The following is a 22,169-nucleotide window of genomic DNA, read 5'->3' as shown; positions in this document are numbered from 1 at the left end:
CGGTTGCCCCTGTTGGGGCGCAGCGTGCGCGTTGGTGCCGGAAGCCGGACTCGAACCGGCACGGTGTCGCCACCGGCAGATTTTGAATCTGCTGCGTCTACCTATTTCGCCACTCCGGCACGCGCAGAGCCAAAATTATGGCACAGCTGCAGCGCGGCCGATGCGGTGCGCGCAGCGCCGTCGATGCGACGTTGGAGCGGGCGCCGTAGTACGATGGCGCCCATGGCCACATCCCGTTCTTCCTCCGCCACCCCCAAGGCAGCGCCGCGGCGGCCGCGCGCCGTGCCGCGCTACCCCACCATCGAAGACGCCGTCGGCAACACCCCGCTGGTGGCGTTGCAGCGCATCGGGGAGCCCGACAACCGTGCGCGCGGCAACGTCGTGCTGGGCAAGCTCGAAGGCAACAACCCGGCCGGCTCGGTCAAGGACCGACCCGCGCTGTCGATGATCCGCCGTGCCGAGGAGCGCGGCGAAATCAAGCCCGGCGACACACTGATCGAAGCCACCAGCGGCAACACCGGCATCGCGCTGGCGATGGCGGCGGCCATCCGCGGCTACCGCATGGTGTTGATCATGCCCGAAGACCTGTCGGTGGAGCGCGCGCAGACGATGAAGGCGTTTGGCGCCGAGCTGATCCTGACGCCCAAGAGCGGCGGCATGGAGTACGCGCGCGACCTGGCCGACAAGATGCAGCGCGAGGGCAAAGGCAAGGTGCTGGACCAGTTTGCCAACCCCGACAACCCGCGCATCCACTACGAAACGACGGGCCCCGAGATCTGGCGCCAGACGCGCGGGCGCATCACGCATTTCGTCAGCGCGATGGGCACCACCGGCACCATTACAGGCGTCAGCCGCTACCTGAAGGAGCAAAACCCGGCGGTGCGCATCATCGGCGCGCAGCCCAGCGAGGGCTCGCGCATCCCCGGCATCCGCAAGTGGCCGCCGGAGTACCTGCCGAAGATTTACGACCCCTCGGGGGTCGATGAGCTGGTCTACGTCAGCCAGGCCGATGCCGAAGCCATGTGCCGCCGCTTGGCGCGCGAGGAGGGCATTTTTGCCGGCATTTCGGCCGCCGGGGCGTGCTGGGTGGCGCAGCAAATTGCGCAGACGGTGCACAATGCCACCATCGTGTTCGTCGTCTGCGACCGCGGCGACCGCTACCTGTCCACCGGCGTGTTCCCGGCGTGACGGCACCGCAACCCGCGTGCCCATGGGGGTTTACCCGCGGGCGGCGCAGGGGCGGGTGTCGTCCTGTTTACAATCGCAGCTCCCGTTAGGCAAGCCCCAAGACCATGCAAATCGACCGTGAACTGGACGCGCGTGGGCTCAACTGCCCGCTGCCGATCTTAAAAGCCAAAAAGGCACTGGCCGAAATGACCAGCGGGCAGGTGCTCAAGGTGATCGCCACCGACGCCGGGTCGGTGCGCGACTTTCAGGCGTTTGCACGCCAAACCGGCAACGAGCTGCTGCACCAAGAGTCCAACGGCGGCGAGCACATTTCGATTCTGAAGCGTCGCTGAACCGCCCCGCGCCAACGCCAAGGCCCCCTTGAGGGGCCTTTTCGTTTGGGGGCCACGCCCGGCCCCCGCCGCGTTGTCAACCCAGCCGTGCGCGCTGCTGCTGCAGCTTGGTCAGCGTGGCGGTGAAGTCGGCCAGGCGCTGGCGCTCCTGCTCGATGACGGCCGCCGGCGCCTTGGCCACGAAAGCTTCGTTGGCCAGTTTGCCCTGCGCTTTGGCCACTTCGGCCTGCAGGCGCGTGATTTCCTTGTCCAGCCGCGCGCGCTCGGCGGCGACGTCGATCGGCATGAACAGGCACAGCCGCGCGGCGCCCACCACGGCCACCGGAGCGGCCTGCACGGCGGCGCTCCAGGCGGCTTCGTCGTCGAACACCTTGACCTCGCTGAGCTTGGCCAGCGCCTGCAGCACCGCGGCCCAGCGCGCGAGGAACGCCTCGTCGCCTACCGCGTACAGCGGCAAACGCTGCGCGGGGGAAACGCCCAGCTCACCGCGCAAGCGGCGGCACGCTTCGACGATGGCTTGCAGCTGCGCCACCTCGGCCTCCGCCTGTGGGTCGATGCGCTGCGGTTGCGCTTGCGGGTACGGCGCCAGCATCACCGAGGGGCCGGCACGCCCGGCCACCGGGGCGACTTTTTGCCACAGCTCCTCGGTGATGAACGGGATGATCGGGTGCGCCAGCCGCAGAATGGTCTCCAGCGTGCGGATCAGCGTGCGGCGGGTGGCGCGCTGCTGCGCGGCGTCGCCGGTTTGCAGCTGCACCTTGGCGATTTCCAGGTACCAGTCGCAGAACTCGTCCCACACATAGCTGTAGATGGCGTTGGCCACCTGGTCGAGCCGGTAGTCGGCAAAGGCTTGTGCTACTTCGGCCTCGACGCGCTGCAGCCGCGACACGATCCAGCGGTCGGCGGCGGAAAAGCTCAGGTAACCGTGGAACGGGCCGCCCGGGGCGCATTGGTCCTTGGTGTGCTCGGCCAGGCCGCAGTCGTGCCCTTCGCAGTGCATCAGCACAAAGCGCGTGGCGTTCCAGAGCTTGTTGCAAAAGTTGCGGTAGCCCTCGCAGCGCTTGCTGTCAAAGTTGATGCTGCGCCCCAGGCTGGCCAGCGCGGCGAAGGTGAAGCGCAGCGCGTCGGCGCCATAGGCGGGAATGCCCTGGGGAAACTCCTTCTCGGTGGCTTTGCGAATGGCGGGGGCCAGTTCCGGCTTGCGCAAGCCCGTGGTGCGCTTGTCCAGCAGCGCCGGCAGGTCGATGCCGTCGATCAGGTCCACCGGGTCGAGCACGTTGCCTTCGCTCTTGCTCATCTTGCGGCCCTGGGCGTCACGCACCAGGCCGTGGATGTAGACGTGCCTAAACGGCACGCGCCCGGTGAAATGGGTGGTCATCATGATCATGCGCGCCACCCAGAAAAAGATGATGTCGTAGCCGGTGACCAGCACCGTGCTGGGCAGGTACAGGTCGTAGTCGCTGGGGGCGGCCGTGTTTTCACCACCGGCGGGACCGGCTCCGCCCGGGCTCATCCGTCCAACGGCCGGGAAATCGCCCGGTCCGGAGCCGGTCCTGCAAGCGGCCTCGGGCCAGCCCAACGTCGAAAACGGTACCAGCGCGCTGGAGTACCAGGTGTCGAGCACATCCGGGTCGCGCCGCAGGCCGGCGGCCAGCAGCGCGCTGCGCTGCGACTCGCTCAAATGCGCCACATAGGCCTCGAACTGACGCTGAGCGTCGGCCTCGGAGCGCGCCACGTAGACGTTACCCTCGGCGTCGTACCAGGCCGGGATTTGGTGTCCCCACCAGAGTTGGCGGCTGATGCACCAGTCCTGGATGTTGCTCATCCACTGGTTGTAGGTGTTGACCCAGTTTTCCGGCACAAAGCGCACTTGCCCGCTGGCCACGGCGTCGATGGCCTTTTGCGCGATGCTTTTGCCGCTGGGGTCTTGCGGGCTGACCTTGGTCATGGCCACGAACCATTGGTCGGTCAGCATCGGCTCGACGATCTGGCCGGTGCGCGCGCAGCGCGGCACCATCAGGCGGTGCTTTTTGACCTCCACCAGCAGCCCGGCCGCCTGCAGGTCGTCGACAACGCGCCGGCGCGCTTCGAAGCGGTCCAGGCCACGGTAGGCGGACGGGGCGTTGTTGTTGACGGTGGCGTCGAGGTTGAAGATGTTGATCAGCGGCAGGCCGTGGCGCTGGCCGACGGCGTAGTCGTTGGGGTCGTGCGCCGGGGTGACCTTGACCACACCGGTGCCAAACCCACGGTCCACGTAGGCGTCGGCGATGACCGGGATGTCGCGCCCGCACAGCGGCAGCCGAACGTACTGGCCCACCAGGTGGGCGTAGCGTTCGTCCTCCGGGTGCACCATGACGGCCACGTCACCCAGCAGCGTCTCGGGCCGCGTGGTGGCCACGACCAGCTGGCCTTCGCCGTTGGCCAAGGGGTAGGCGATGTGCCACAGAAAGCCGTCTTCTTCCTCGCTTTCGACTTCGAGGTCCGACACCGCGCTCATCAGCACCGGGTCCCAGTTGACCAGGCGCTTGCCGCGGTAGATCAGGCCCTGTTCGTACAGCCGCACGAAGGTTTCGGTTACGACCTGCGACAGCCGCTCGTCCATCGTGAAGTACTCGCGGCTCCAGTCCACGCTATCGCCTAGGCGGCGCATTTGCTGGGTGATGGTGTTGCCGCTTTTCTCTTTCCATTCCCACACGCGGGCGACGAAGTTCTTGCGCGCCTCCTCGGGCGTGGCGCCCAGGTCGTGGCGCGACAAGCCCTCTTGCTGCAGCTGGCGCTCCACCACGATTTGCGTGGCGATGCCCGCGTGGTCGGTGCCGGGGATCCAGACCGTGTTGTAGCCGCGCATGCGGTGGTAGCGCGTCAGGCTGTCCATGATGGTCTGGTTGAACGCGTGCCCCATGTGCAGCGTGCCGGTGACGTTGGGCGGCGGCAGCTGGATGGCGAACGACGGCGCGTCGGCGCGCGCCTGCCCGGTGCCACGCCAACCCGCGCGGCCATAGCCGCGCTGCTCCCACACAGGGCCCCAGCGGCGCTCCACCGCCGCCGGTTCGAACGACTTGGACAGGCTTTGCAGTCCGGGTTGCTGCTGCACAGGGTCGGTCATGGGGAAACGCTCGTCGTTGCCAAGGGGGTCAAGGAGGGCGGGGCAGGGTACCCCGACGTCAAACCCGCCATTGTAGGAGGGGCGCTCGCGCAACGGCGGGCGCGGGCGGGCTGGGCGTGCCGATTGACGCCTTCTATGAAAGGTATTGGCAGCATCCTCTGGACGCCCGGCCAACATCGGGCTCTGGTTGCAGCGTCTGCCGGCGCCGCCCGCTGCGGGCGGCGGGCAGCGACTGTGTGAACCACCCTACCAGGAGATACGTTATGCCGCAACTCAAAGGCTCCAAGACCGAGCAATGCCTGAAAGACGCGTTTGCGGGCGAATCGATGGCCAACCGCCGCTACCTGTACTTCGCCAACAAGGCCGACGTCGAAGGCCAAAACGACGTGGCGGCGTTGTTCCGCTCCACCGCCGAGGGTGAAACCGGCCACGCGCACGGCCACCTGGAGTTTTTGGAGCAAGCGGGCGATCCGGCCACCGGCATGCCGATCGGCACCACGCGCCAGAACCTGGAGTCGGCCATCGCCGGCGAAACGCACGAGTACACCGACATGTACCCGGGCATGGCCAAGACCGCGCGCGAGGAAGGCTTTGACGAAATCGCCGACTGGTTCGAGACGCTGGCCAAGGCCGAGCGTTCGCACGCCAACCGCTACGCCAAGGCGCTGGCCGAACTGGTCGACTGACGGCGCGCTGGGGCTGTGGCCGCCACCGGCGGCCATGCCCCGTGGGGCGGCGCCGTGCCGCCCCCGCTGCCCACAACAACAACCATTTCCCGACGCAGGGCGGGCGCGGGCCTTGGCGCCGCGCCCCCGAGCCGTCGGCAGGAGGCAACCAAGATGGCCCGCGAAGGCAACCTCGAAGCACCGACCCGCCACCCGCTGGACTGGCGCAACCCCGACTTTTACGACGAGAGCAAGTGCTTCGCGGAGCTGGAGCGCATTTTCGAGATCTGCCACGGCTGCCGCCGCTGCGTCAGCCTGTGCCAGGCGTTTCCCACGCTGTTCGACCTGATCGACGAGGGCAAGACCGGCGAGCTCGACGGCGTGGCCAAGGCCGACTACTGGAAGGTGGTCGACCAGTGCTACATGTGCGACCTGTGCTACATGACCAAGTGCCCCTACACGCCGCCGCACGAGTGGAACCTGGACTTTCCCCACACGATGCTGCGCGCCAAGGCGATCAAGTTCCGGCAGGGCAAGGTCAAAGCGTCGGAAAAGTTTCTGGCCTCCACCGACGTGCACGGACGGCTGGCGGGCATCCCTGTCGTGGTCGAGGTGGTCAACGCCGTCAACCGCACCCGCCCCGTGCGTGCGGTGATGGAAAACGTGCTGGAGGTGCACCGCGACGCCTGGATGCCGGCGCTGGCGCGCACGACGCTGCGCCGCGCTGCGCCAGCGTCGCCGCCGCTGTCGCAGGCCGTCGCTGGCGAGCGCACCCCCGGCAAAGTGGCCATTTTTGGCACCTGCTTCGTCAGCCACAACGAGCCCAGCATCGGCGTGGACTTGCTCAAGGTGCTGGCCCACAACGGCATCCCTTACACCTTGGTGGACAAGGACCGCTGCTGCGGCATGCCCAAGCTGGAGCTGGGTGACCTGGACGCCGTGGCCGCGGCCAAGGAAGCCAACATCCCGGTGCTGGCACGCTACGCGCGCGAGGGCTGGGCCATCCTGACGCCGGTGCCCAGCTGCACGCTGATGTTCAAGCAGGAGCTGCCGCTGATGTTCCCGGACGACCCCGACGTGCAGCTGGTCAAGGAAGCGATGTGGGACCCGTTCGAGTATTTCAGCGCGCGCCGGCGCGACGGCCTGCTCAAGACCGACTTCAAGCGCGGCTTGGGCAAGGTCAGCTACCAGGTGCCATGTCACAGCCGGGTGCAAAACATGGGCCGCAAGACCGAAGAGGTGCTCAAACTCATTCCCGACACCGAGGTGCAAACCATCGAGCGTTGCTCCGGCCACGCCGGCACTTACGGCGTCAAAAAAGCCACGCACCCGGTGGCACTCAAAATCGGCAAGCCCGTCTTCAAGGCCATGGCCCAACACAAGGCCGGCGGCGCGCCCGACGTCATCGGCTCCGACTGCCCCCTGGGCGGGCACCACATCGCGCAGGGCTTTGAGGTCAACCAGCTCGGCGCGCCCAGGCTGATGCATCCGCTGACCATGTTGGCCACCGCCTACGGCCTGACGTGAGGGCGTTCGCCCATCCTGCTGTTCGAGAGGCGCGAACCATGATCACCACGATGCAACTGACTGGCAAAATCACCCGTGACACGCTGATGCCGCTGGAGGCCTACGCCAAGTGGCGCAAACTGCACAAGCCCGAGGTCATCGCCCACCGCAAGCTGCGCACCGTGCACCTGGGCGAGCACCTGACCGTGCAGTTCGAAAGCGAACTGTCGATGCGCTACCAGATTCAGGAGATGCTGCGCATCGAAAAAATCTTCGAAGAAGAAGGCATCCAGGACGAAATCGACGCCTACGCGCCGCTGGTGCCCGACGGCACCAACTGGAAGGCCACGCTGATGATCGAGTACCCCGACGTCCATGAGCGGCGCCGCGAGCTGGCGCGCCTGATCGGTATCGAAGACCGCATGTTCGTCGAGGTCGAAGGCCACGGGCGGGTGTACGCGATCGCCGACGAGGACCTGGACCGTGAAACGCCCGACAAAACGTCTGCCGTGCATTTTTTGCGCTTCGAGTTCTCGCCGGCCATGCGCGCCGCCATCAAGGCGGGTGCCTCGGTCAAGCTGGGCTGTGATCACACCAACTACCCCGCCCACGTCACCATCCCGCCAGAGACGTTGGCCAGTCTGGCCGGCGACCTGCGCGATTGAGCCGCGCCGCCAACCCCGCTGCGGCGCGCCGTATCATCGCACCGCAGGAGGTTGACCACCGATGCTGTTGATCCTGTCCCCGGCCAAGGCGCTGGACTACGATACCCCGCCCACCACCGCGCGCGCCACGCAGCCGCTGTTTGTCGAGCAGGCCGCCGAGTTGATCGGCATCCTGCGCACGAAGTCGCCGCAGGAGGTGGCGGCACTGATGGACCTGAGCGACGCGCTGGCGCAGCTCAACGTCGCGCGTTACCAGGTCTGGGAGCCGACGTTCGGGCCGCACAACAGCAAGCAGGCGGTGCTGGCGTTCAACGGCGATGTTTACGAAGGGCTGGATGCGCGCACCCTGTCGGAAGAGGACCTGGACTGGTTGCAGCAGCATGTGTGCATCCTGAGCGGCCTGTACGGCGTGCTGCGCCCGCTGGACTGGATGCAGCCGTACCGGTTGGAAATGGGCACCCGCCTGGTCACACCCCGCGGGCGCAACCTGTACCAGTTCTGGGGCACGCGCATCGCCGAATACCTGTCGCAGCGCGCGGCCGAGGACGACGGCATCGTCGTCAACCTGGCCAGCGAGGAGTATTTCAAGGCCGTGGACCCCAAGGCGCTGCGTGCCCGCGTGGTGAGCTGCGTGTTCGAGGAGCGGCGCGGCAGCGGCTACAAGGTCATCAGCTTCTTGGCCAAACGCGCGCGCGGCCTGATGACGCGCTGGGCCGCGTTGCACCGTGTGCGTCAGGTGGAGGAGCTGCGCGGCTTCGACGCCGAAGGTTACCGCTGGACGGCGGACGCTTCGACGCCCGAGCGGCTGGTGTTTCGCCGCGACGAGCGCGCCTGAGGCGTGCGCGGCGGCGCTACACTGGCGGCTGCGATGAGCCAAACCATCACCCCCGAGCTGCGCGCCTGGATCGTGCAACAGGCGCAGGCCGGCTGCAGGCCCGAGGCGGTGCTGCAGGCGATGCTGCGCGCCGGTTGGAACGAGGACGTGGCGCTGGCCGCGATGGAGCAAGCGCTGCAAGACCATGTGGCCAGCCTGCCGGCGGCGGCCCCGGCGCGGGCAACGCCCCGCCCACAGCTGGCGCTGCGCGAAGGTGCGCACACCATCGACGCTGGCGACCGCATTGTGCAGGTGCTGACCACGCTGCGCCGGCCGCGGTTGGCGGTGTTGGGCAACGTGCTGGCGCCCGAGGAGTGCGACGCGCTGATGCGGCTGGCCGAGCCGCGCCTGAAGCGCTCGCGCACCGTGCAAACCGCCACCGGCGGCGAAGAGCTTAACGCCGACCGCACCAGCGACGGCATGTTTTTCCGCCGCGGCGAGACGCCGTTGATCCAGCGCATCGAGGCGCGCCTGAGCCGCCTGGTGCAGTGGCCGGTGGAAAACGGCGAGGGGCTGCAGGTGCTGCGCTACCGTCCAGGGGCGCAGTACAAACCCCACTACGACTACTTCGACCCGCGGGCCCCGGGCACGCCGCGCATCACCGCCCGCGGTGGCCAGCGCGTGGCCACGCTGGTGATGTACCTGAGCGAACCGGTGCGCGGCGGCGGCACGACGTTTCCCGATGTGGGGCTGGAGGTGCTGCCCCAGCGCGGTGGCGCGGTGTTTTTTGCCTACGACCGTCCGGACCCCGCGACGCTGACGCTGCACGGCGGCGCGCCGGTGCTGGAGGGCGAAAAATGGGTGGCCACCAAGTGGCTGCGCGAAACCGAATTCACCCCCTGAACCGCACACCGTGGTGACGACGACCGACCACCCGCAGGCAGCCACGGCGGCCCTGCACGCCACCCCACTGGGGCGCGAAACCGCCTACCCCGAGCGCTACGACCCCACGCTGCTGTGCCCGGTGCCGCGTGCCCTGGCGCGCGCTGCGTTGGGCTGGACGGGGCCGCTGCCGTTCACCGGGGCCGACCTGTGGACGGCGTTCGAAGTCAGCTGGCTCAACCCGCGTGGCAAGCCGCTGGTGGCCATCGCGCACCTGACGGTGCCGGCGGAAACCCCGAACCTGATCGAGAGCAAGTCGCTCAAGCTGTACCTCAACAGCTTCAACCAAGAACGTCTGCGCGACGCCGACGAGCTGCGCGCGCGGCTGCGTGCCGACCTGACCGAGGCACTGTGGCGCGGCAGCGGGCAGACCCCGGGCAGCGTCGGGGTGCGCTTGCAGTTGCCCACCGAGTGGGCGTGCGAGGCCGCAGCGGGCCTACCCGGCCTGAGCCTTGACCGCCTCGACGTCGAGTGCACGCACGACCACCCCGCGCCACAGCTGCTGCGCGCCGACGCCACCCAGCCACCGGTGGACGAGACGCTCAGCAGCGACCTGTTCAAGAGCAACTGCCCGGTCACTGGCCAGCCCGACTGGGCCAGCGTGCAGATCCGCTACAGCGGTCCCCCCATCGACCAGGAAGGGCTGCTGCGCTACCTGGTCAGCTTCCGCCAGCACCAGGGCTTTCACGAGCACTGTGTCGAGCGCATCTTTATCGACATCTGGCAGCGCTGCCGGCCGGTGCGCCTGAGCGTGTACGCGCGTTTCACCCGCCGCGGCGGGCTGGACATCAACCCCTCGCGCACCAGCCATCCCCAGCCCGCGCCGGGCGCGGTGCGGCTGGCGCGGCAGTGAGGCGCGCGCGTCAGCCCGTCAGCAGCCGCTGCACCAGCTCCACCGTGCTGCGTGCGCCCAGTTTGCGCATCAGGCGTGTGCGGTGCACCTCCACCGTGCGTGGGCTGATGCCCAGCTGGCGCGCCGCCTGCTTGGCGGTGCAGCCCTTCAGCAGCAGGGCGGCCACCTCGCGTTCGCGTGCGGTCAGCCCCGCCTGCAGCGGGCGGCGTGCCGACAGGTCCTCGAAGCTCCAGATGCCGGCGGCATGCGGGTCGCTGCGGTCCAGCGCGCGGCCCATCACGTGGCACCAAAACGTCTGGCCAGCCAACGGGCCGCCCACGCGGCGCATGATGCGCTCGTCGCTGTAGGTGCCGCAGGCGTTGAGGATGGGGGCGATGCGCTCGCCGATGCGCTCGAATTCGGCGGCGCTGGGGTACAGGATGCGAAAGCTCTGGCCGACGAGCTCGTCGCGCGTGGCGCCGAACATGTCGCACAACGCCTGGTTGCAGTCCACCATCACACGGTGGCGCGACAGCGCCATGCCCACGGGGGCGAGCTCGAACGCCAGCCGGTAGTCGTCCAGGGTGGGGCCGTGCGGGGGCATCGGTGGGGGACTCAGGGTTGCCCGGTACGCGATCCTACGTACGCCAATACGTAGTATCGTAATGGCTTGTTCCCACCATCGGACAGGAGCGAGCATGAACAAGGTCTACCCCAGCGCCCGCGCGGCCCTCGAAGGGGTGGTGCGCGACGGCCAGTTGATCGCCGTAGGCGGCTTTGGCCTGTGTGGCATCCCCGAGGCACTGATCGACGCGCTGCGCGACAGCGGCGTCAAGGATTTGACGGTGATTTCCAACAACGCTGGCGTGGACGGTTTTGGTCTGGGCAAGTTGTTGGAGACGCGCCAGATCAAAAAAATGATCTCCTCGTACGTGGGCGAGAACAAGGAGTTCGAGCGCCAGTACCTGGCCGGCGAACTGGAAATCGAGTTCACGCCCCAGGGCACGCTGGCCGAAAAGCTGCGTGCGGGTGGGGCCGGCATCCCGGCGTTTTTCACCAAGACCGGGGTCGGCACCATCGTCGCCGAAGGCAAGGAGCACCGTGAGTTCAACGGCGAGACCTACATCCTGGAGCACGCGCTGTTTCCTGAGGTGGCACTGATCAAGGCCGACGTGGCCGATCTTGCGGGCAACCTGCGCTTTCGGCTGACGGCGCGCAACTTCAACCCGGCCGTGGCGATGGCGGGCAAGATCTGCATCGCCGAGGTCGAGCGCATCGTGCCCACCGGCGCCATCGAGCCCGACGACGTGCACCTGCCCGGCATTTACGTGCACCGCATCGTGCACAACCCGACGCCGGAAAAACGCATCGAGCGCCGCACCACCCGCGAGCGCAAGGTCTAACCCCAGGCTGCCCCAAGGAGAGCGATCATGCCCTGGACGCACGACGAGATGGCCGCCCGCGCGGCCCAAGAGTTGCAAGACGGTTTTTACGTCAACCTCGGCATTGGGCTGCCGACGCTGGTGGCCAACCACGTGCCCGACCACATCGAGGTCTGGCTGCAAAGCGAAAACGGCCTGCTGGGCATTGGCCCGTTCCCGTACGAGGACGAGGTTGACCCCGACCTGATCAACGCCGGCAAGCAGACCATCACGACGATCAAGGGCTCGGCCACGTTTGGCAGCCACGACAGCTTCGCGATGATCCGCGGTGGCAAGATCAACCTGTCGATCCTGGGCGCGATGCAGGTGACGCACAAGGGCGACCTGGCCAACTGGATGATCCCGGGCAAGATGGTCAAAGGCATGGGGGGCGCGATGGACCTGGTGGCCGGCGTGCCGCGCGTCATCGTGCTGATGGAGCACGTGGCGCGCAAAAAAGACGGTACCGAGGACCTGAAGATCATCCCCGAGTGCACGCTGCCGCTGACCGGCAAGGGTGTGGTGGATCGCATCATCACCGACCTGGGGGTGATGGACGTCACGCCCGAGGGGCTCAAGCTCGTGGAGCTGGCGCCGGGGGTGACGCGCGACTTCATCCAGAGCAAGACCGGCGTGCCGTTGCTGTGATGCCGGGCTGACGGGACGTGACGGCGGACTTGCGCATCGGGTTGGCGCTGGGCAGCGGCGCGGCGCGCGGCTGGGCGCACATCGGCGTGCTGCGCGTGCTGCAGGAGGCAGGCCTGGAGCCTGACGTGGTGTGCGGCACGTCGATCGGTGCGCTGGTGGGGGCCGCCTACGCCGCGGGCGAGCTGGATCGCCTGGAGCCCTGGGTGCGCAAGCTCGATTGGCGCCAGGTGGTGGGCCTGCTGGACGTGCGCATGGCCGGCGGGCTGCTCGAAGGCGGCAAGCTGGTGGCGTTTTTCCGCGAGCGCTTCGTGGATGGTGGCATCGAGGCGCTGGCCAAACCCTTTGGCTGCGTGGCCACCGACCTGGCTACCGGGCGCGAGGTGTGGCTGCGCAGCGGCCCGGTCATCGACGCGGTGCGGGCGTCGATCGCGATCCCCGGCGTGTTCACACCCGCGGTGCGTGACGGGCAACTGCTGGTCGATGGCGGCTTGGTCAACCCGGTGCCGGTGTCGCTGTGCCGGGCGATGGGGGCGGACGTGGTCATCGCCGTGGACCTGAACTGGCACCTGATGCGCCGCCAGCGCATCGCGGGGCGCGCCCAGGCGCGTGACCGGCGCGGCGGGGGACTGCTGGATGGCGTGTTGCAGCGTTGGCGTGGCGGAGATGCCAGCGTCGCCGGGCCCGCGCCCGCGCTGCCATCGCTGTTGGATGTGCTGACCACCAGCATGAACATCGTGCAGTGGCGCATCACGCAAAGCCGTCTGGCCGGCGAGCCGGCCGATGTCGTCATCCGTCCGTTGCTGGGTGACATTGCGGCGATGGAGTTTCACCGCGCGGCACCGGCCATCGCCGCCGGGCGCAAAGCGGCCGAGCAGGCCCTGCCGGCGCTGCGCGACGTGCTGGCGCTGCTGCAGGGCACGGCCCCGGCGGCGCCTGGCGACGTGGCGCCGCCGCCGGCCACCACCGGCTAAAACGGCACCGGGCAGGCCAGCGTCAGCGGCGTGGCGTCGCTGGGGTGGGGCAGGGTCAGCGCGGCAGCGTGCAGCAGCAGGCGCGGCGCGGCGTGGCGCGCGGCCCCGTCGGCGTACAGCGGGTCGCCCAGGATGGGGTGGCCCAAGGCGGCCAGGTGCACGCGCAACTGGTGCGAGCGGCCCGTGATCGGTTGCAGCTCGACCCGGGTGGCCGACAGCGGCCCCCACCGTTCCAGACCGAGGATGCGCCAGCGCGTGTGGCTGGGCTTGCCGTGTGCAAAGGTGACCGCGCTGCGCGGTCGGCGCGGCCAATCCACCGCCAGTGGCAGGCGGATGTCGCCCCAACCGTCGGCGCCGTCGGGAGGCAGCGGCACGCCCGCCACGACCGCGACGTAGCGCTTGCGCACGCGCCGCTGGGCGAACGCGCGTGCCAGCGCCGACTGGGCCGCCGCCCCACGCGCCAGCACCATCACGCCCGAGGTGTCCATGTCGAGCCGGTGCACCACCCGCGCGTCGGGCCAGCGCCGCTGCACGCGCGCGCTGGCGCAGTCCGCCTTGTCGGGGCCGCGGCCGGGCACCGCCAGCAGCCCAGCAGGTTTGTCGATCGCCACCAGCGTCGCGTCGGCGTGCAGCACCCGCAGGTCAGCCTCGGTGTCGTCGGTGCTCACGTCTGCACCCCCTCGACGACCAAGCGTGTGCGACGCAGGCCTTGCCACTCGTCGGCGTCGAGTCGGTACGCCAGGCGCGCGCGGTGGGGCAGTGCCTCGGTGTGGCCAAACCAGATCGCCTCCATCGGCTGGCCGTGCACGCGCAGGCGCAGCGCCAGGTGACGCTCGCCCACCAGCCGCTGCCCCAGCACCTCGGCGTCGGCCTGAAACAGCGGCGGCGCGAAGCCCTGGCCCCACACCTGCGCGTCCAGCAGTGCGGCGGTGTCGGGGTGGTGGCGCTCGGCGCCGAGTTCGCCGTCGGTGTGCAAGCGGCGCTGCAGCGCGTCGGGCTCAAGCCACTGTTGGGCCACGTCGCGCAGCGCGGCGTCGAAGAGGGGCCAGCCGTCGGCGCGCAGCGTGCAGCCCGCGGCCATCGCGTGGCCGCCGAACCGCAGCAGCAGCCCGGGGTGGCGCTTGGCGATGGTGTCCAGCGCGTCGCGCAGGTGCAGTCCGGCGATCGAGCGGCCCGAGCCGCGCAGGCATGGCGTGCCGTCGTCCAGCCGGGCCGGGGCGAAGACGAACACCGGCCGGTGCAGGCGGTCTTTGAGCCGCGCGGCGACGATGCCCACCACCCCTTCGTGAAACGAGGGGTCGAAGACGGTGACCGCGGGGGCCTGCTCGGCACCGGTGGGCAGTTCGCGCTCGGCCAGTTGCAGCAACGCTTGTTCGCGCATCGCCGCCTCCAGTTCGCGCCGCTCGCGGTTGATGGCGTCGAGCTGCTGCGCCAGGGCCTGGGCGTGGTCGGGGTCGTCGCAGAGCAAGCACTCGATGCCCAGCGCCATGTTGGCCAGCCGTCCGGCGGCGTTCAAGCGCGGCGCCACGGCAAAGCCGAGGTCAAACGTCGTGGCGCGTGCGGGCACGCGCCCGGCCACGACCAGCAGCGCGCCCAGGCCCGCGGGCATGGCGCCGGTACGGATGCGCTTGAGGCCCTGCGCCACCAGACGGCGGTTGTGCGCGTCCAGCCGCACGACGTCCGCCACCGTGCCCAGGGCCACCAACGGCAGCAGCGGGTCCAGCCGGGGCTGGTCGGAGGGCTGGAAACAGCCGCGGCGGCGCAGCTCGGCGCGCAGCGCCAGCAGCACGTAAAACATCACGCCCACGCCCGCCAGGGCCTTGGCCGGGAATGGGCAGCCCGGTTGGTTGGGGTTGACGATGACGCAGTCGGCAGGCAAGCGGGGTTGGCCGTCGACCACCAGCGGCAGGTGGTGGTCGGTGATCAGCACCTGCAGCCCCAGCGCCCGGGCGTGCGCCACACCGTCCAGGCTGGCGATGCCATTGTCCACGGTAACCAGCACCTCGGCGCCCAGCGCGTGCACCCGGTCGGCCAGCGCGGGCGTCAGGCCGTAGCCGTCACGCTGCCGGTCCGGCACCAGGTGCAGCACCTGCGCGCCACCCAGCCGCTGGCCCAGCAGTCGCAGGCCGCGCACGGCCACCGCGCAGGCGGTGGCGCCGTCGCAGTCGTAGTCGGCCACGATGGCGATGCGCCGCCCACGCTGCAGCGCATCGGCCAGCAGGGTGGCGGCGTCGGCCGCGCCGCGCAACTGGTCCGGCGGCGGCAGCAGGTGCAGCCCGTCGTCGAGCTCCTGCGGGTCGCATACGCCGCGCGCGGCGTACAGGCGCGCCAGCAGCGCGTCCACGCCGGCCTGTTCCAACGCCCAGGCGGCCCGTGGCGGCACGGTGCGCGGCACGATGGTCATAGACCGACCCACCATGATGGCGTGAACGGAGTCTCAGGGGCGCGTCGCGGCCATGGCCACCAGCGCCGCCGCGGCGGGGGTGCGGCCGTGCCGGGGTCGAGCCGCCAGCAGCGCCAGCCGCGCTCGCCGCACAGCGTCAGCCAACGCGGCTGGCCGTCGTCCAGCGCCGCTTGCAGCCACGGCCCCAGGTGTTCGCGGTCCAGCCGTTGCCAGGTGTCGCGCCAGCTGGCCGCGTCGCCGGCCAGCGCGGCAGGCGTCAGGTCGTGCCAGACCTGGGCTGGCGCCTCAACCGGGCTGGGGCCAAGGCCATCCCACACGCCGGCGCCTTCCACCCACAGCGCGTTGATGGGCGGCAGGCCACGCGCGCGCCGCGCGTCGTTGACCGGGTGGTCGTGCCACAGCATTTGCGCCTCTTCCAGCACGCGCAGCAAGCGCCGCGCGGCCGGGTCGTCGCTGTGAGCGTCCCACCAGGTGTCGAGCCGTCGGTGCGCCACCCGGGCCAGACTCGGCACCGGCCAGTGCGCCAGCAGCGTGCCGCTGGCCAGCCAGCGTGTCGCCTCACCGCCCAGCAGGTCAAGGCCTTCGCTGGCGGCGTACGGTGCCCACGCTTGGCGCAGCGCCTGCGCCTCGTCGACGCTGAGCTGCAGCGCCGCTGGCGGCAGCACCACCATGTGGTCTAGGCTGGCTTGCCAGTGGCACGGCACCAGCCAGGCGCACGGCGTGCCGGGGCGCTGGGCCTGCCAACCGGCCCAGGGGTAGGGGTCGGCGCGTTCCGGCCAGCCCAAGGCTCGCGCCAGCGCCTGCTCGTGCGGGGCGTTGAGCGTGTGGGGGCCGTGGCTGGCCTCGGCCACCACAGGGGCCAGGGTCAACCAGCGCTGCAACGCGGGCAACGCCAACGCGGGCAGCTCAGCCAGCAGGCCGGGGTCGTCGGCGCAGGCGTGGGCGATGATCCAGTGGCGCACGGTGGGCATGGGGCAATTGTCCACGATGCCGCACGACGCCTGGCGCGGTTGCAGGCACAATCGCCGTCCATGCCTTGGCCTTACGAATTCGTCATCGGCTGGCGCTACACGCGCGCTGGCCGCGCCGCCCGGCGCAACGGGTTTATCTCCTTCATCAGCGCGGTGTCGATGCTGGGCATCGCGCTGGGGGTGGCCGCGCTGATCATCGTGCTGTCGGTGATGAACGGCTTTCAGAAGGAGGTGCGCGACCGCATGCTGGGCGTGCTGGCGCACGTCGAGGTACTGGCCGCCGACGGCGGCGCGCTGCCCGACTGGCGCCGCACGGCCGAGGTGGTGCAGCGCCACCTGCAGGTGCGCGCGGTGGCGCCGTTTGTGGCCGAGCAGGGGCTGCTGGCGCGCGGTCAGGATATGAAAGGCGTGTTGGTGCGCGGCGTGGACCCGGCGCTGGAGCCGGCCGTGACGGCGCTGGGCGCCGAGCTGGCCACGCACGCGCTGGGGCAGCTGCAGCCGGCCGGGTTTGGCGTCGTGCTGGGCGCGGCGCTGGCGCGCCAGCTGGGCGTTGGCGTCGGTGATGCGGTGACGCTGATCGTGCCCAGTGGGCAGCTGACGCCGGCCGGTGTGTTGCCGCGGCTGCGCCAGTTGACCGTGGTGGGGCTGTTCGACTCCGGCCACTACGAGTACGACGCCACGCTGGCGCTGCTGCACCTGGACGACGCGCAGCGCCTGTTTCGCGTCGAAGGACCCACGGGGGTGCGCGTGCGGCTGCAGGATCTGCATGCGGCGCGTGCGGTGGCGGTGGAGCTGGAAGCGGCGCTGCAAGCCGACGGGCAGTACGGCGTGGCGGTGCGCGACTGGACGCGTGCCAACCGCACCTGGTTTGCCGCGGTGCAACTGGAAAAACGCATGATGTTCATCATCCTGACGCTGATCGTGGCGGTGGCGGCGTTCAACCTGGTCAGCACGCTGGTGATGACGGTGACCGACAAACGCGCCGACATTGCCATCCTGCGCACCTTGGGCGCCAGCCCCGGCAGCGTGATGGCGATCTTCGTCGTGCAAGGTGCGGTGGTGGGGGTGGTGGGCACGCTGGCCGGCTTGCTGCTGGGCTTGGGCGTGGCGTTCAACATCGACACGCTGGTGCCGGCGCTGGAGCGGCTGTTGGGCATGCGCTTCCTGCCTCAGGACATTTACCTGATCAGCCGCATGCCCAGCGACCCGCAGGCGGCCGATATCGTGCCGATCGCCCTCATCGCGCTCGGCTTGGCGTTCGTGGCCACCGTGTACCCGAGCTGGCGAGCCAGCCGTGTCGATCCGGCGGAGGCGCTGCGTTATGAGTGAGGTGGTGTTGCAGGCCCAAGGGCTGGTCAAGCGCTTCCGCGAAGGGGCGTTGGACGTGACGGTGCTGCGCGGCGTGGACCTGAGCGTGCACGCGGGCGAGACGGTGGCGATCGTCGGCGCGTCGGGCTCCGGCAAAAGCACGCTGCTGCACCTGCTGGGCGGGTTGGACGCGCCCAGCGCCGGCCAGGTGCTGCTGCAAGGGCAGCCGTGGCAGGGCCTTAGCCCCGCCGAGCAGGGGCGCCGGCGCAACCGCTGCCTGGGGTTTGTCTACCAGTTCCACCACCTGCTGCCGGAGTTCACCGCGCTGGACAACGTGGCCATGCCGTTGTGGATCCGCCGCCAGCCCTACGCCGAGGCCGCGCGCCACGCGGCCGCGTGGCTGCAGCGTGTGGGCTTGGGCGAGCGCCTGCGGCACCGGCCGGCGCAGCTCTCTGGTGGCGAGCGACAGCGCGTGGCGATCGCGCGGGCGCTGGTGGGCGAGCCGCTGTGCGTGTTGGCCGACGAGCCCACCGGCAACCTCGACCGCGACACCGCCGCCGCCGTGTTCGAGCTGATGCTACGTCTGGCGCGCGAGCAGGGCACCGCCTTCGTCGTCGTCACCCACGACGAGCAGCTCGCACAGCGCTGCGACCGTCGGCTGCGCCTGCAGGGCGGCTTGCTGCAGGGCTGATCGATACCGTTCATCGGCTCGATTGTCAGAATTTTGTGCCGCTTAGGGTTTACACTAATCGGTATATTCGCAATTGCTAATATAGTGACGCTTGTGAGCACACCCGCCCCGACCGCCGCTGCCGCCGACCTGCAACCGATCTTTGAGTCGGTTGGCCGGGTCTTCAGCGTGCTGGGTGAGCCGGCGCGGTTGCGCATCCTGCACGCCCTGTGTGGGTAGGAGCGCTGCGTCAACGACATCATCCAGGCCACCGGGCTGGCGCAGGCCAACGTGTCGCACCACCTGGCGCGGCTGTACCAGGCCGGCCTGCTGGTGCGTCGGCGCGAGGGCGCACAGGTGTTTTATCGCGTGGCGCCGCGTGCTCCGCTGGATTTGTGCCGCGTCATTGCCGCCCAGGTGATGGTGCAGCACGGCCAGGCCCCGCGTGACGGTGATCGGTTTTTCTCGGTCTTCCCTCTCGACACAAAGGAACAAGCCAGTGTCTGACAATCTCCGCGACGTGATCGGCCGGGTGTTGCCTGCCCCGGAGAACCACCTCAGCCCCGAGCTGTTGGAAAAGGCGCGCAAGGCGCGGCGCAGCTTCATGGCCAAGGCGCTGGCCATGGGGGCGGGCGCCGCCGCGGCGGGCAAAGCCATGGCCGCCCCGGAAGGCGAAGACGCCATCCTCAAGCTGCCTGAACACACCACGGGCCTGGGTCAACCGGTGGCCGCGCGCGGCTACGGCATGCCCAGCAAGTGGGAATCGAACCTGCAGCGCCGCGAAAGCCCGGGTCTGACGCGGGTGTCGCAGGCGTCGGTGAGCTTCACGCCGCTGCAGGGGCTGTTTGGCATCATCACCCCCAGCGGCCTGCATTTCGAGCGGCACCACCAGGGCTGGTGGGACATCGACCCCTCGAAGCACCGCCTGATGATCCACGGCGACGATGGTCTCATCAAGCGCCCGCGCGTGTTCACGATGGACGAGCTGATGCGCCTGCCCAGCGTGTCGCGCATCCACTTCCTGGAGTGCGGCGCCAACACGGCGATGGAGTGGGCCAACGTGGCCGTGCCGACGGTGCAGTACACGCACGGCATGAGCAGCTGCTCGGAGTGGACCGGTGTGTTGCTGTCGACGCTGCTGGACATGTGCGGCATCGACCGCAAGCGTGCCAAGTACGTGCTGGCCGAAGGGGCCGATGGCTCGTCGATGACGCGCACGATCCCGATCGAGCTGGCGCTGGACGACGTCATCGTGGCCTGGGGGCAAAACGGCGAGATGCTGCGCCCCGAAAACGGCTACCCGCTGCGCCTCATCGTGCCGGGTGTGCAGGCGGTCAGCTCGGTCAAGTACCTGCGCCGTATCGAAGTGGGTGACAAGCCCTGGAACACCAAGGACGAAACGATCCACTACATCGACCTGCTGCCCAACGGGCTGCACCGCCAGTACAGCGGCATCCAGGAGTGCAAGAGCGTCATCACGACACCGTCGGGCGGGCAAACGCTGCTGGACCGCGGCTACTACAACATCTCAGGTCTGGCCTGGTCGGGCCGCGGCACCATCAAGGCGGTTGACGTGTCGGTGGACGGTGGCCGCACCTGGCGTCCCGCGCGGCTGGAAAAGCCCATCCTGCCCAAGGCCTTCACCCGCTTCAACTTCGACTGGGTGTGGGACGGCAAGCCCGCTATTCTGCAAAGCCGCGCGATCGACTCCACCGGCTACGTGCAGCCCAAGATCAACCAGTTGCGCGCGGTGCGCGGCACGCGCTCGATCTACCACAACAACGCCATCCAAAGCTGGCTGGTGTCGGAAAACGGCGAAGTCTCCAACGTGCAGGTGTACTGATGATGAAGCGCTTCCAACATACCGTTCGCGCGGCGGCCGCGGTCGCTGCCCTGACCGCGGGCTTTGCCGGTGCCGCGCACGCCAACCCCGCCGGCGACAAGCCCTGGGCCAACATGGGCCGGGCGCCGACGCCGGCTGAAATCAAGGCCTGGGACATCGATGTGCGCCCGGACTTCAAGGGCTTGCCGAAGGGCTCGGGCTCGGTCAAGCACGGCGAAGAGGTCTGGATCGCCAAATGCGCCTCGTGCCACGGCGAGTTCGGTGAGTCCAACGAGGTCTTCACCCCGATCGTCGGCGGCACCACCAAGAAAGACATCGAAACCGGCCGTGTGGCCAACCTTCACGTCGACAAGTACTTCCCGCAGCGCACGACGTTGATGAAGGTCTCCACCGTGTCGACGCTGTGGGACTACATCAACCGTGCCATGCCGTGGAACGCGCCGAAGTCCTTGTCGGTGGAGGATGTGTACGGCGTGGTGGCGTACATCCTGCACCTGGGCGACATCGTGCCCGAGGACTTCGTGCTGAGCGACCAAAATATCGCCGAAGTGCAAAAGCGCATGCCGAACCGCAACGGCATGACCACCGACCACGGTCTGTGGCTGCCCAACTACGCGTTCAGCGGCAAGCCTGACGTCAAAAACACCCGCTGCATGAACAACTGCCCGGTGGAAGGCGACATCAAGTCGATGCTGCCGGAAAACATGCGCGACGCGCACGGCAACCTGTTCGAGCAGCAGCGCCTGATCGGGCCGATGCGTGGCTGGGACACGACCAAGCCGCCGCGTAAAGAACCGCTGACGCAAAAGGTGTCGATGGCCGCACCGGCGCCGGCCGCTGGTGCCGCGGCTGGCGGTGGGGCCGATGCCAAGAGCCTGCTGGCCAAAAACGCCTGCACCGCCTGCCACGGTGTGGCCAACAAAATCGTCGGGCCCGGCTTCAACGAGGTGGCGGCCAAGCACAAGGGCAAGGCCGACCTGGAAGCCTACCTGGTCGGCAAGATCAAGGGCGGCGGTCAGGGCGTCTATGGCGCCATCCCGATGCCGCCGCAGCCGCAGGTCAGCGATGCCGACGCCAAGGCGATCGCGGCCTGGATCGCCGCCGGAGCCAAATGAACCGGCGCAGGCCGATCGGTCTCTAACAGGCCGTTGAAAAACGTCGCGAGGATGGCCAGATGCAAGGCGCACGGAGCACAGCGACCGAAGCCTATCAAACAGATAGGCGAGGGAGCGAGCACCGCGCAACGCCGCAGATGGCCTACCGCAGCAGTTTTTCAACGGCCTGCTAAACCATGCCCGCACCGCGGGCCCAACCTTAGCCAACAGGAGATGACGACGATGAAGCGAGTGATGACGATGGCCGTGGTGGCGGGTCTGGTGGCGTTGACCGCGCCCGTGCATGCGATGGACGCCGCCGCCGCCAAGGCGCTGGCGCAAAAGAACGCCTGCATGGGCTGCCACGCCGTCGACAAGAAGATGGTGGGGCCGGCGTACAAGGATATTGCCGCCAAGTACAAAGGCATGAAGCCCGAGGAGCTGGCCGCCTCGATCAAGAAGGGCGGCGCCGGCAAGTGGGGCCCGGTGCCGATGCCGGCGCAAGCCGCTCTGTCGGATGCCGACGCCAAGCTGCTGGCCGAGTGGGTGCTGGCTGGTGCGCCCGACAAGTAATAAGATGCCCATCACGGTATCGTGATGAACCGTTTTTTAGGAGTCTATCGATGAAACAGAATCGACGCGCCGTGCTGAAGGCCGGCGGGGCTGTGGCGACGCTGGTGTCGCTGGGGGTGATCACGAGCGAGCAGGCGCTGGCGCTGCCGCGCGAGGCGTTTGCGAGCAAGAGCCTGGCTGAGGCGCTCAACGCGGTGGGTGGTCAGCCGGCCACGA

Annotated in this window: 22 protein-coding genes, 1 tRNA gene and 1 pseudogene; 18 read left to right on the top strand and 6 right to left on the bottom strand. The window is 68.9% G+C overall.

Annotated features, from left to right (window positions below):
* Window positions 1-32: 32 nt before the first annotated feature.
* A tRNA-Leu gene (locus tag Taqua_RS04150) sits at window positions 33-119 on the bottom strand.
* A gap of 163 nt (window positions 120-282) precedes the next feature.
* On the opposite strand from Taqua_RS04150, the gene cysM reads away from it, so the two are divergent.
* On the top strand, window positions 283-1,188 hold the full coding sequence (gene cysM, locus Taqua_RS04145; RefSeq protein WP_132963036.1) for a cysteine synthase CysM: 906 nt from the start codon (window positions 283-285) through the stop codon (window positions 1,186-1,188).
* A gap of 104 nt (window positions 1,189-1,292) precedes the next feature.
* The gene (locus Taqua_RS04140; protein ID WP_143894313.1) at window positions 1,293-1,520 is read left to right on the top strand and encodes a sulfurtransferase TusA family protein; all 228 of its coding nucleotides are present in this window, start codon (window positions 1,293-1,295) and stop codon (window positions 1,518-1,520) included.
* Between the two features lie 76 nt (window positions 1,521-1,596).
* Here Taqua_RS04140 and Taqua_RS04135 read toward each other — a convergent pair whose 3' ends face one another.
* Window positions 1,597-4,626 carry a valine--tRNA ligase gene (locus Taqua_RS04135; RefSeq protein WP_144325008.1) on the bottom strand — a complete coding sequence of 1,010 codons (3,030 nt, stop codon included), beginning with the start codon at window positions 4,624-4,626 and terminating at the stop codon, window positions 1,597-1,599.
* A 263-nt stretch (window positions 4,627-4,889) separates the two neighbouring features.
* Here Taqua_RS04135 and Taqua_RS04130 point away from each other — a divergent pair, with 263 nt between their 5' ends.
* The 6 genes from Taqua_RS04130 (at window position 4,890) to queF (ending at window position 10,071) form a co-directional block, all read left to right on the top strand.
* Window positions 4,890-5,312, top strand: coding sequence for a rubrerythrin family protein (locus tag Taqua_RS04130; protein WP_043698586.1), 423 nt, complete (start codon window positions 4,890-4,892; stop codon window positions 5,310-5,312).
* A 153-nt stretch (window positions 5,313-5,465) separates the two neighbouring features.
* Window positions 5,466-6,818 (top strand): (Fe-S)-binding protein, encoded by a 1,353-nt coding sequence (locus Taqua_RS04125; RefSeq protein ID WP_144325006.1) that lies wholly within the window; start codon window positions 5,466-5,468, stop codon window positions 6,816-6,818.
* Window positions 6,819-6,868: 50 nt separating this feature from the next.
* A complete protein-coding gene (locus Taqua_RS04120) occupies window positions 6,869-7,462 on the top strand; it encodes a DUF3501 family protein (protein ID WP_144325156.1) in 594 nt (197 codons plus the stop codon).
* Window positions 7,463-7,523: 61 nt separating this feature from the next.
* Entirely contained in the window at window positions 7,524-8,297 is a 774-nt protein-coding gene (gene yaaA / locus Taqua_RS04115) for a peroxide stress protein YaaA (RefSeq protein WP_144325004.1), read from the top strand.
* Window positions 8,298-8,330: 33 nt separating this feature from the next.
* On the top strand, window positions 8,331-9,179 hold the full coding sequence (locus tag Taqua_RS04110; protein ID WP_144325002.1) for a 2OG-Fe(II) oxygenase: 849 nt from the start codon (window positions 8,331-8,333) through the stop codon (window positions 9,177-9,179).
* 13 nt (window positions 9,180-9,192) lie between these two features.
* Complete coding sequence (gene queF / locus Taqua_RS04105; protein ID WP_425472579.1) at window positions 9,193-10,071, top strand: NADPH-dependent 7-cyano-7-deazaguanine reductase QueF; 879 nt, start codon at window positions 9,193-9,195, stop codon at window positions 10,069-10,071.
* 10 nt (window positions 10,072-10,081) lie between these two features.
* Here the strand turns inward: queF and Taqua_RS04100 are convergent, their stop codons facing one another.
* On the bottom strand, window positions 10,082-10,654 hold the full coding sequence (locus Taqua_RS04100) for a PAS and helix-turn-helix domain-containing protein (protein ID WP_144324999.1): 573 nt from the start codon (window positions 10,652-10,654) through the stop codon (window positions 10,082-10,084).
* 94 nt (window positions 10,655-10,748) lie between these two features.
* Between Taqua_RS04100 and Taqua_RS04095 the strand changes: the two genes are divergently transcribed.
* Genes Taqua_RS04095 through Taqua_RS04085 form a run of 3 tightly spaced genes read left to right on the top strand, consistent with a single transcriptional unit; the run spans window position 10,749 to window position 13,090 of the window.
* Entirely contained in the window at window positions 10,749-11,453 is a 705-nt protein-coding gene (locus Taqua_RS04095) for a CoA transferase subunit A (protein WP_132963020.1), read from the top strand.
* A 27-nt stretch (window positions 11,454-11,480) separates the two neighbouring features.
* Window positions 11,481-12,119 carry a 3-oxoacid CoA-transferase subunit B gene (locus tag Taqua_RS04090; RefSeq protein ID WP_144324997.1) on the top strand — a complete coding sequence of 213 codons (639 nt, stop codon included), beginning with the start codon at window positions 11,481-11,483 and terminating at the stop codon, window positions 12,117-12,119.
* A 17-nt stretch (window positions 12,120-12,136) separates the two neighbouring features.
* Window positions 12,137-13,090, top strand: coding sequence for a patatin-like phospholipase family protein (locus Taqua_RS04085; RefSeq protein WP_144324995.1), 954 nt, complete (start codon window positions 12,137-12,139; stop codon window positions 13,088-13,090).
* Here Taqua_RS04085 and Taqua_RS04080 read toward each other — a convergent pair.
* From Taqua_RS04080 to Taqua_RS04070, 3 genes are read right to left on the bottom strand one after another with little or no spacing between them, the layout of a single operon-like run.
* Window positions 13,087-13,758: an RluA family pseudouridine synthase gene (locus Taqua_RS04080; RefSeq protein ID WP_144324993.1), complete on the bottom strand. Its 672-nt coding sequence runs from the start codon at window positions 13,756-13,758 to the stop codon at window positions 13,087-13,089. The genes Taqua_RS04085 and Taqua_RS04080 overlap by 4 nt on opposite strands.
* A complete protein-coding gene (recJ, locus tag Taqua_RS04075; protein ID WP_144324991.1) occupies window positions 13,755-15,494 on the bottom strand; it encodes a single-stranded-DNA-specific exonuclease RecJ in 1,740 nt (579 codons plus the stop codon). The genes Taqua_RS04080 and recJ overlap by 4 nt, the downstream gene beginning before the upstream one ends.
* Window positions 15,491-16,465, bottom strand: coding sequence for a phosphoglycerate mutase (locus Taqua_RS04070; protein WP_144324989.1), 975 nt, complete (start codon window positions 16,463-16,465; stop codon window positions 15,491-15,493). The genes recJ and Taqua_RS04070 overlap by 4 nt, the downstream gene beginning before the upstream one ends.
* Window positions 16,466-16,525: 60 nt before the next feature.
* Between Taqua_RS04070 and Taqua_RS04065 the strand changes: the two genes are divergently transcribed.
* The 7 genes and pseudogenes from Taqua_RS04065 to Taqua_RS04040 all read left to right on the top strand — a co-directional run bounded on the left by Taqua_RS04065 (window position 16,526) and on the right by Taqua_RS04040 (window position 21,953).
* Window positions 16,526-17,794 (top strand): lipoprotein-releasing ABC transporter permease subunit, encoded by a 1,269-nt coding sequence (locus Taqua_RS04065; protein ID WP_144324987.1) that lies wholly within the window; start codon window positions 16,526-16,528, stop codon window positions 17,792-17,794.
* The gene (lolD, locus tag Taqua_RS04060; protein WP_144324985.1) at window positions 17,787-18,464 is read left to right on the top strand and encodes a lipoprotein-releasing ABC transporter ATP-binding protein LolD; all 678 of its coding nucleotides are present in this window, start codon (window positions 17,787-17,789) and stop codon (window positions 18,462-18,464) included. Before Taqua_RS04065 ends, lolD begins: the two co-directional genes overlap by 8 nt.
* A 93-nt stretch (window positions 18,465-18,557) precedes the next feature.
* Entirely contained in the window at window positions 18,558-18,683 is a 126-nt protein-coding gene (locus Taqua_RS13705) for a hypothetical protein (protein ID WP_281287764.1), read from the top strand.
* Between the two features lie 12 nt (window positions 18,684-18,695).
* Window positions 18,696-18,950: pseudogene (locus tag Taqua_RS04055) on the top strand (ArsR/SmtB family transcription factor); the annotation flags it as partial.
* Window positions 18,943-20,286 carry a sulfite dehydrogenase gene (gene soxC / locus Taqua_RS04050; protein ID WP_144324983.1) on the top strand — a complete coding sequence of 448 codons (1,344 nt, stop codon included), beginning with the start codon at window positions 18,943-18,945 and terminating at the stop codon, window positions 20,284-20,286. The pseudogene Taqua_RS04055 and the gene soxC, both read left to right, overlap by 8 nt.
* 2 nt (window positions 20,287-20,288) lie before the next feature.
* Window positions 20,289-21,401, top strand: coding sequence for a c-type cytochrome (locus Taqua_RS04045; protein WP_144324981.1), 1,113 nt, complete (start codon window positions 20,289-20,291; stop codon window positions 21,399-21,401).
* A 222-nt stretch (window positions 21,402-21,623) separates the two neighbouring features.
* Window positions 21,624-21,953: a c-type cytochrome gene (locus Taqua_RS04040; RefSeq protein WP_144324979.1), complete on the top strand. Its 330-nt coding sequence runs from the start codon at window positions 21,624-21,626 to the stop codon at window positions 21,951-21,953.
* The last annotated feature ends 216 nt before the right edge of the window (window positions 21,954-22,169 follow it).

Origin of the sequence: Tepidimonas aquatica (genome assembly GCF_007556585.1) — a bacterium.
GTDB classification, from domain to species: Bacteria; Pseudomonadota; Gammaproteobacteria; order Burkholderiales; family Burkholderiaceae_C; genus Tepidimonas; species Tepidimonas aquatica.
Note: the sequence above shows the minus strand (reverse complement) of the source record. Positions and strands in the feature narration are given on the sequence as shown.

Coding starts and splice junctions, on each gene's coding strand:
- Taqua_RS04140 (WP_143894313.1), top strand. CDS start 1,293: ATGCAAATCGACCGTGAACTGGACGCGCGTGGGCTCAACTGCCCGCTG.
- Taqua_RS04135 (WP_144325008.1), bottom strand. CDS start 4,626: ATGACCGACCCTGTGCAGCAGCAACCCGGACTGCAAAGCCTGTCCAAG.
- Taqua_RS04130 (WP_043698586.1), top strand. CDS start 4,890: ATGCCGCAACTCAAAGGCTCCAAGACCGAGCAATGCCTGAAAGACGCG.
- Taqua_RS04125 (WP_144325006.1), top strand. CDS start 5,466: ATGGCCCGCGAAGGCAACCTCGAAGCACCGACCCGCCACCCGCTGGAC.
- Taqua_RS04120 (WP_144325156.1), top strand. CDS start 6,869: ATGCAACTGACTGGCAAAATCACCCGTGACACGCTGATGCCGCTGGAG.
- yaaA (WP_144325004.1), top strand. CDS start 7,524: ATGCTGTTGATCCTGTCCCCGGCCAAGGCGCTGGACTACGATACCCCG.
- Taqua_RS04110 (WP_144325002.1), top strand. CDS start 8,331: ATGAGCCAAACCATCACCCCCGAGCTGCGCGCCTGGATCGTGCAACAG.
- Taqua_RS04100 (WP_144324999.1), bottom strand. CDS start 10,654: ATGCCCCCGCACGGCCCCACCCTGGACGACTACCGGCTGGCGTTCGAG.
- Taqua_RS04095 (WP_132963020.1), top strand. CDS start 10,749: ATGAACAAGGTCTACCCCAGCGCCCGCGCGGCCCTCGAAGGGGTGGTG.
- Taqua_RS04090 (WP_144324997.1), top strand. CDS start 11,481: ATGCCCTGGACGCACGACGAGATGGCCGCCCGCGCGGCCCAAGAGTTG.
- recJ (WP_144324991.1), bottom strand. CDS start 15,494: ATGACCATCGTGCCGCGCACCGTGCCGCCACGGGCCGCCTGGGCGTTG.
- Taqua_RS04070 (WP_144324989.1), bottom strand. CDS start 16,465: ATGCCCACCGTGCGCCACTGGATCATCGCCCACGCCTGCGCCGACGAC.
- Taqua_RS04065 (WP_144324987.1), top strand. CDS start 16,526: ATGCCTTGGCCTTACGAATTCGTCATCGGCTGGCGCTACACGCGCGCT.
- lolD (WP_144324985.1), top strand. CDS start 17,787: ATGAGTGAGGTGGTGTTGCAGGCCCAAGGGCTGGTCAAGCGCTTCCGC.
- Taqua_RS04045 (WP_144324981.1), top strand. CDS start 20,289: ATGAAGCGCTTCCAACATACCGTTCGCGCGGCGGCCGCGGTCGCTGCC.
- Taqua_RS04040 (WP_144324979.1), top strand. CDS start 21,624: ATGAAGCGAGTGATGACGATGGCCGTGGTGGCGGGTCTGGTGGCGTTG.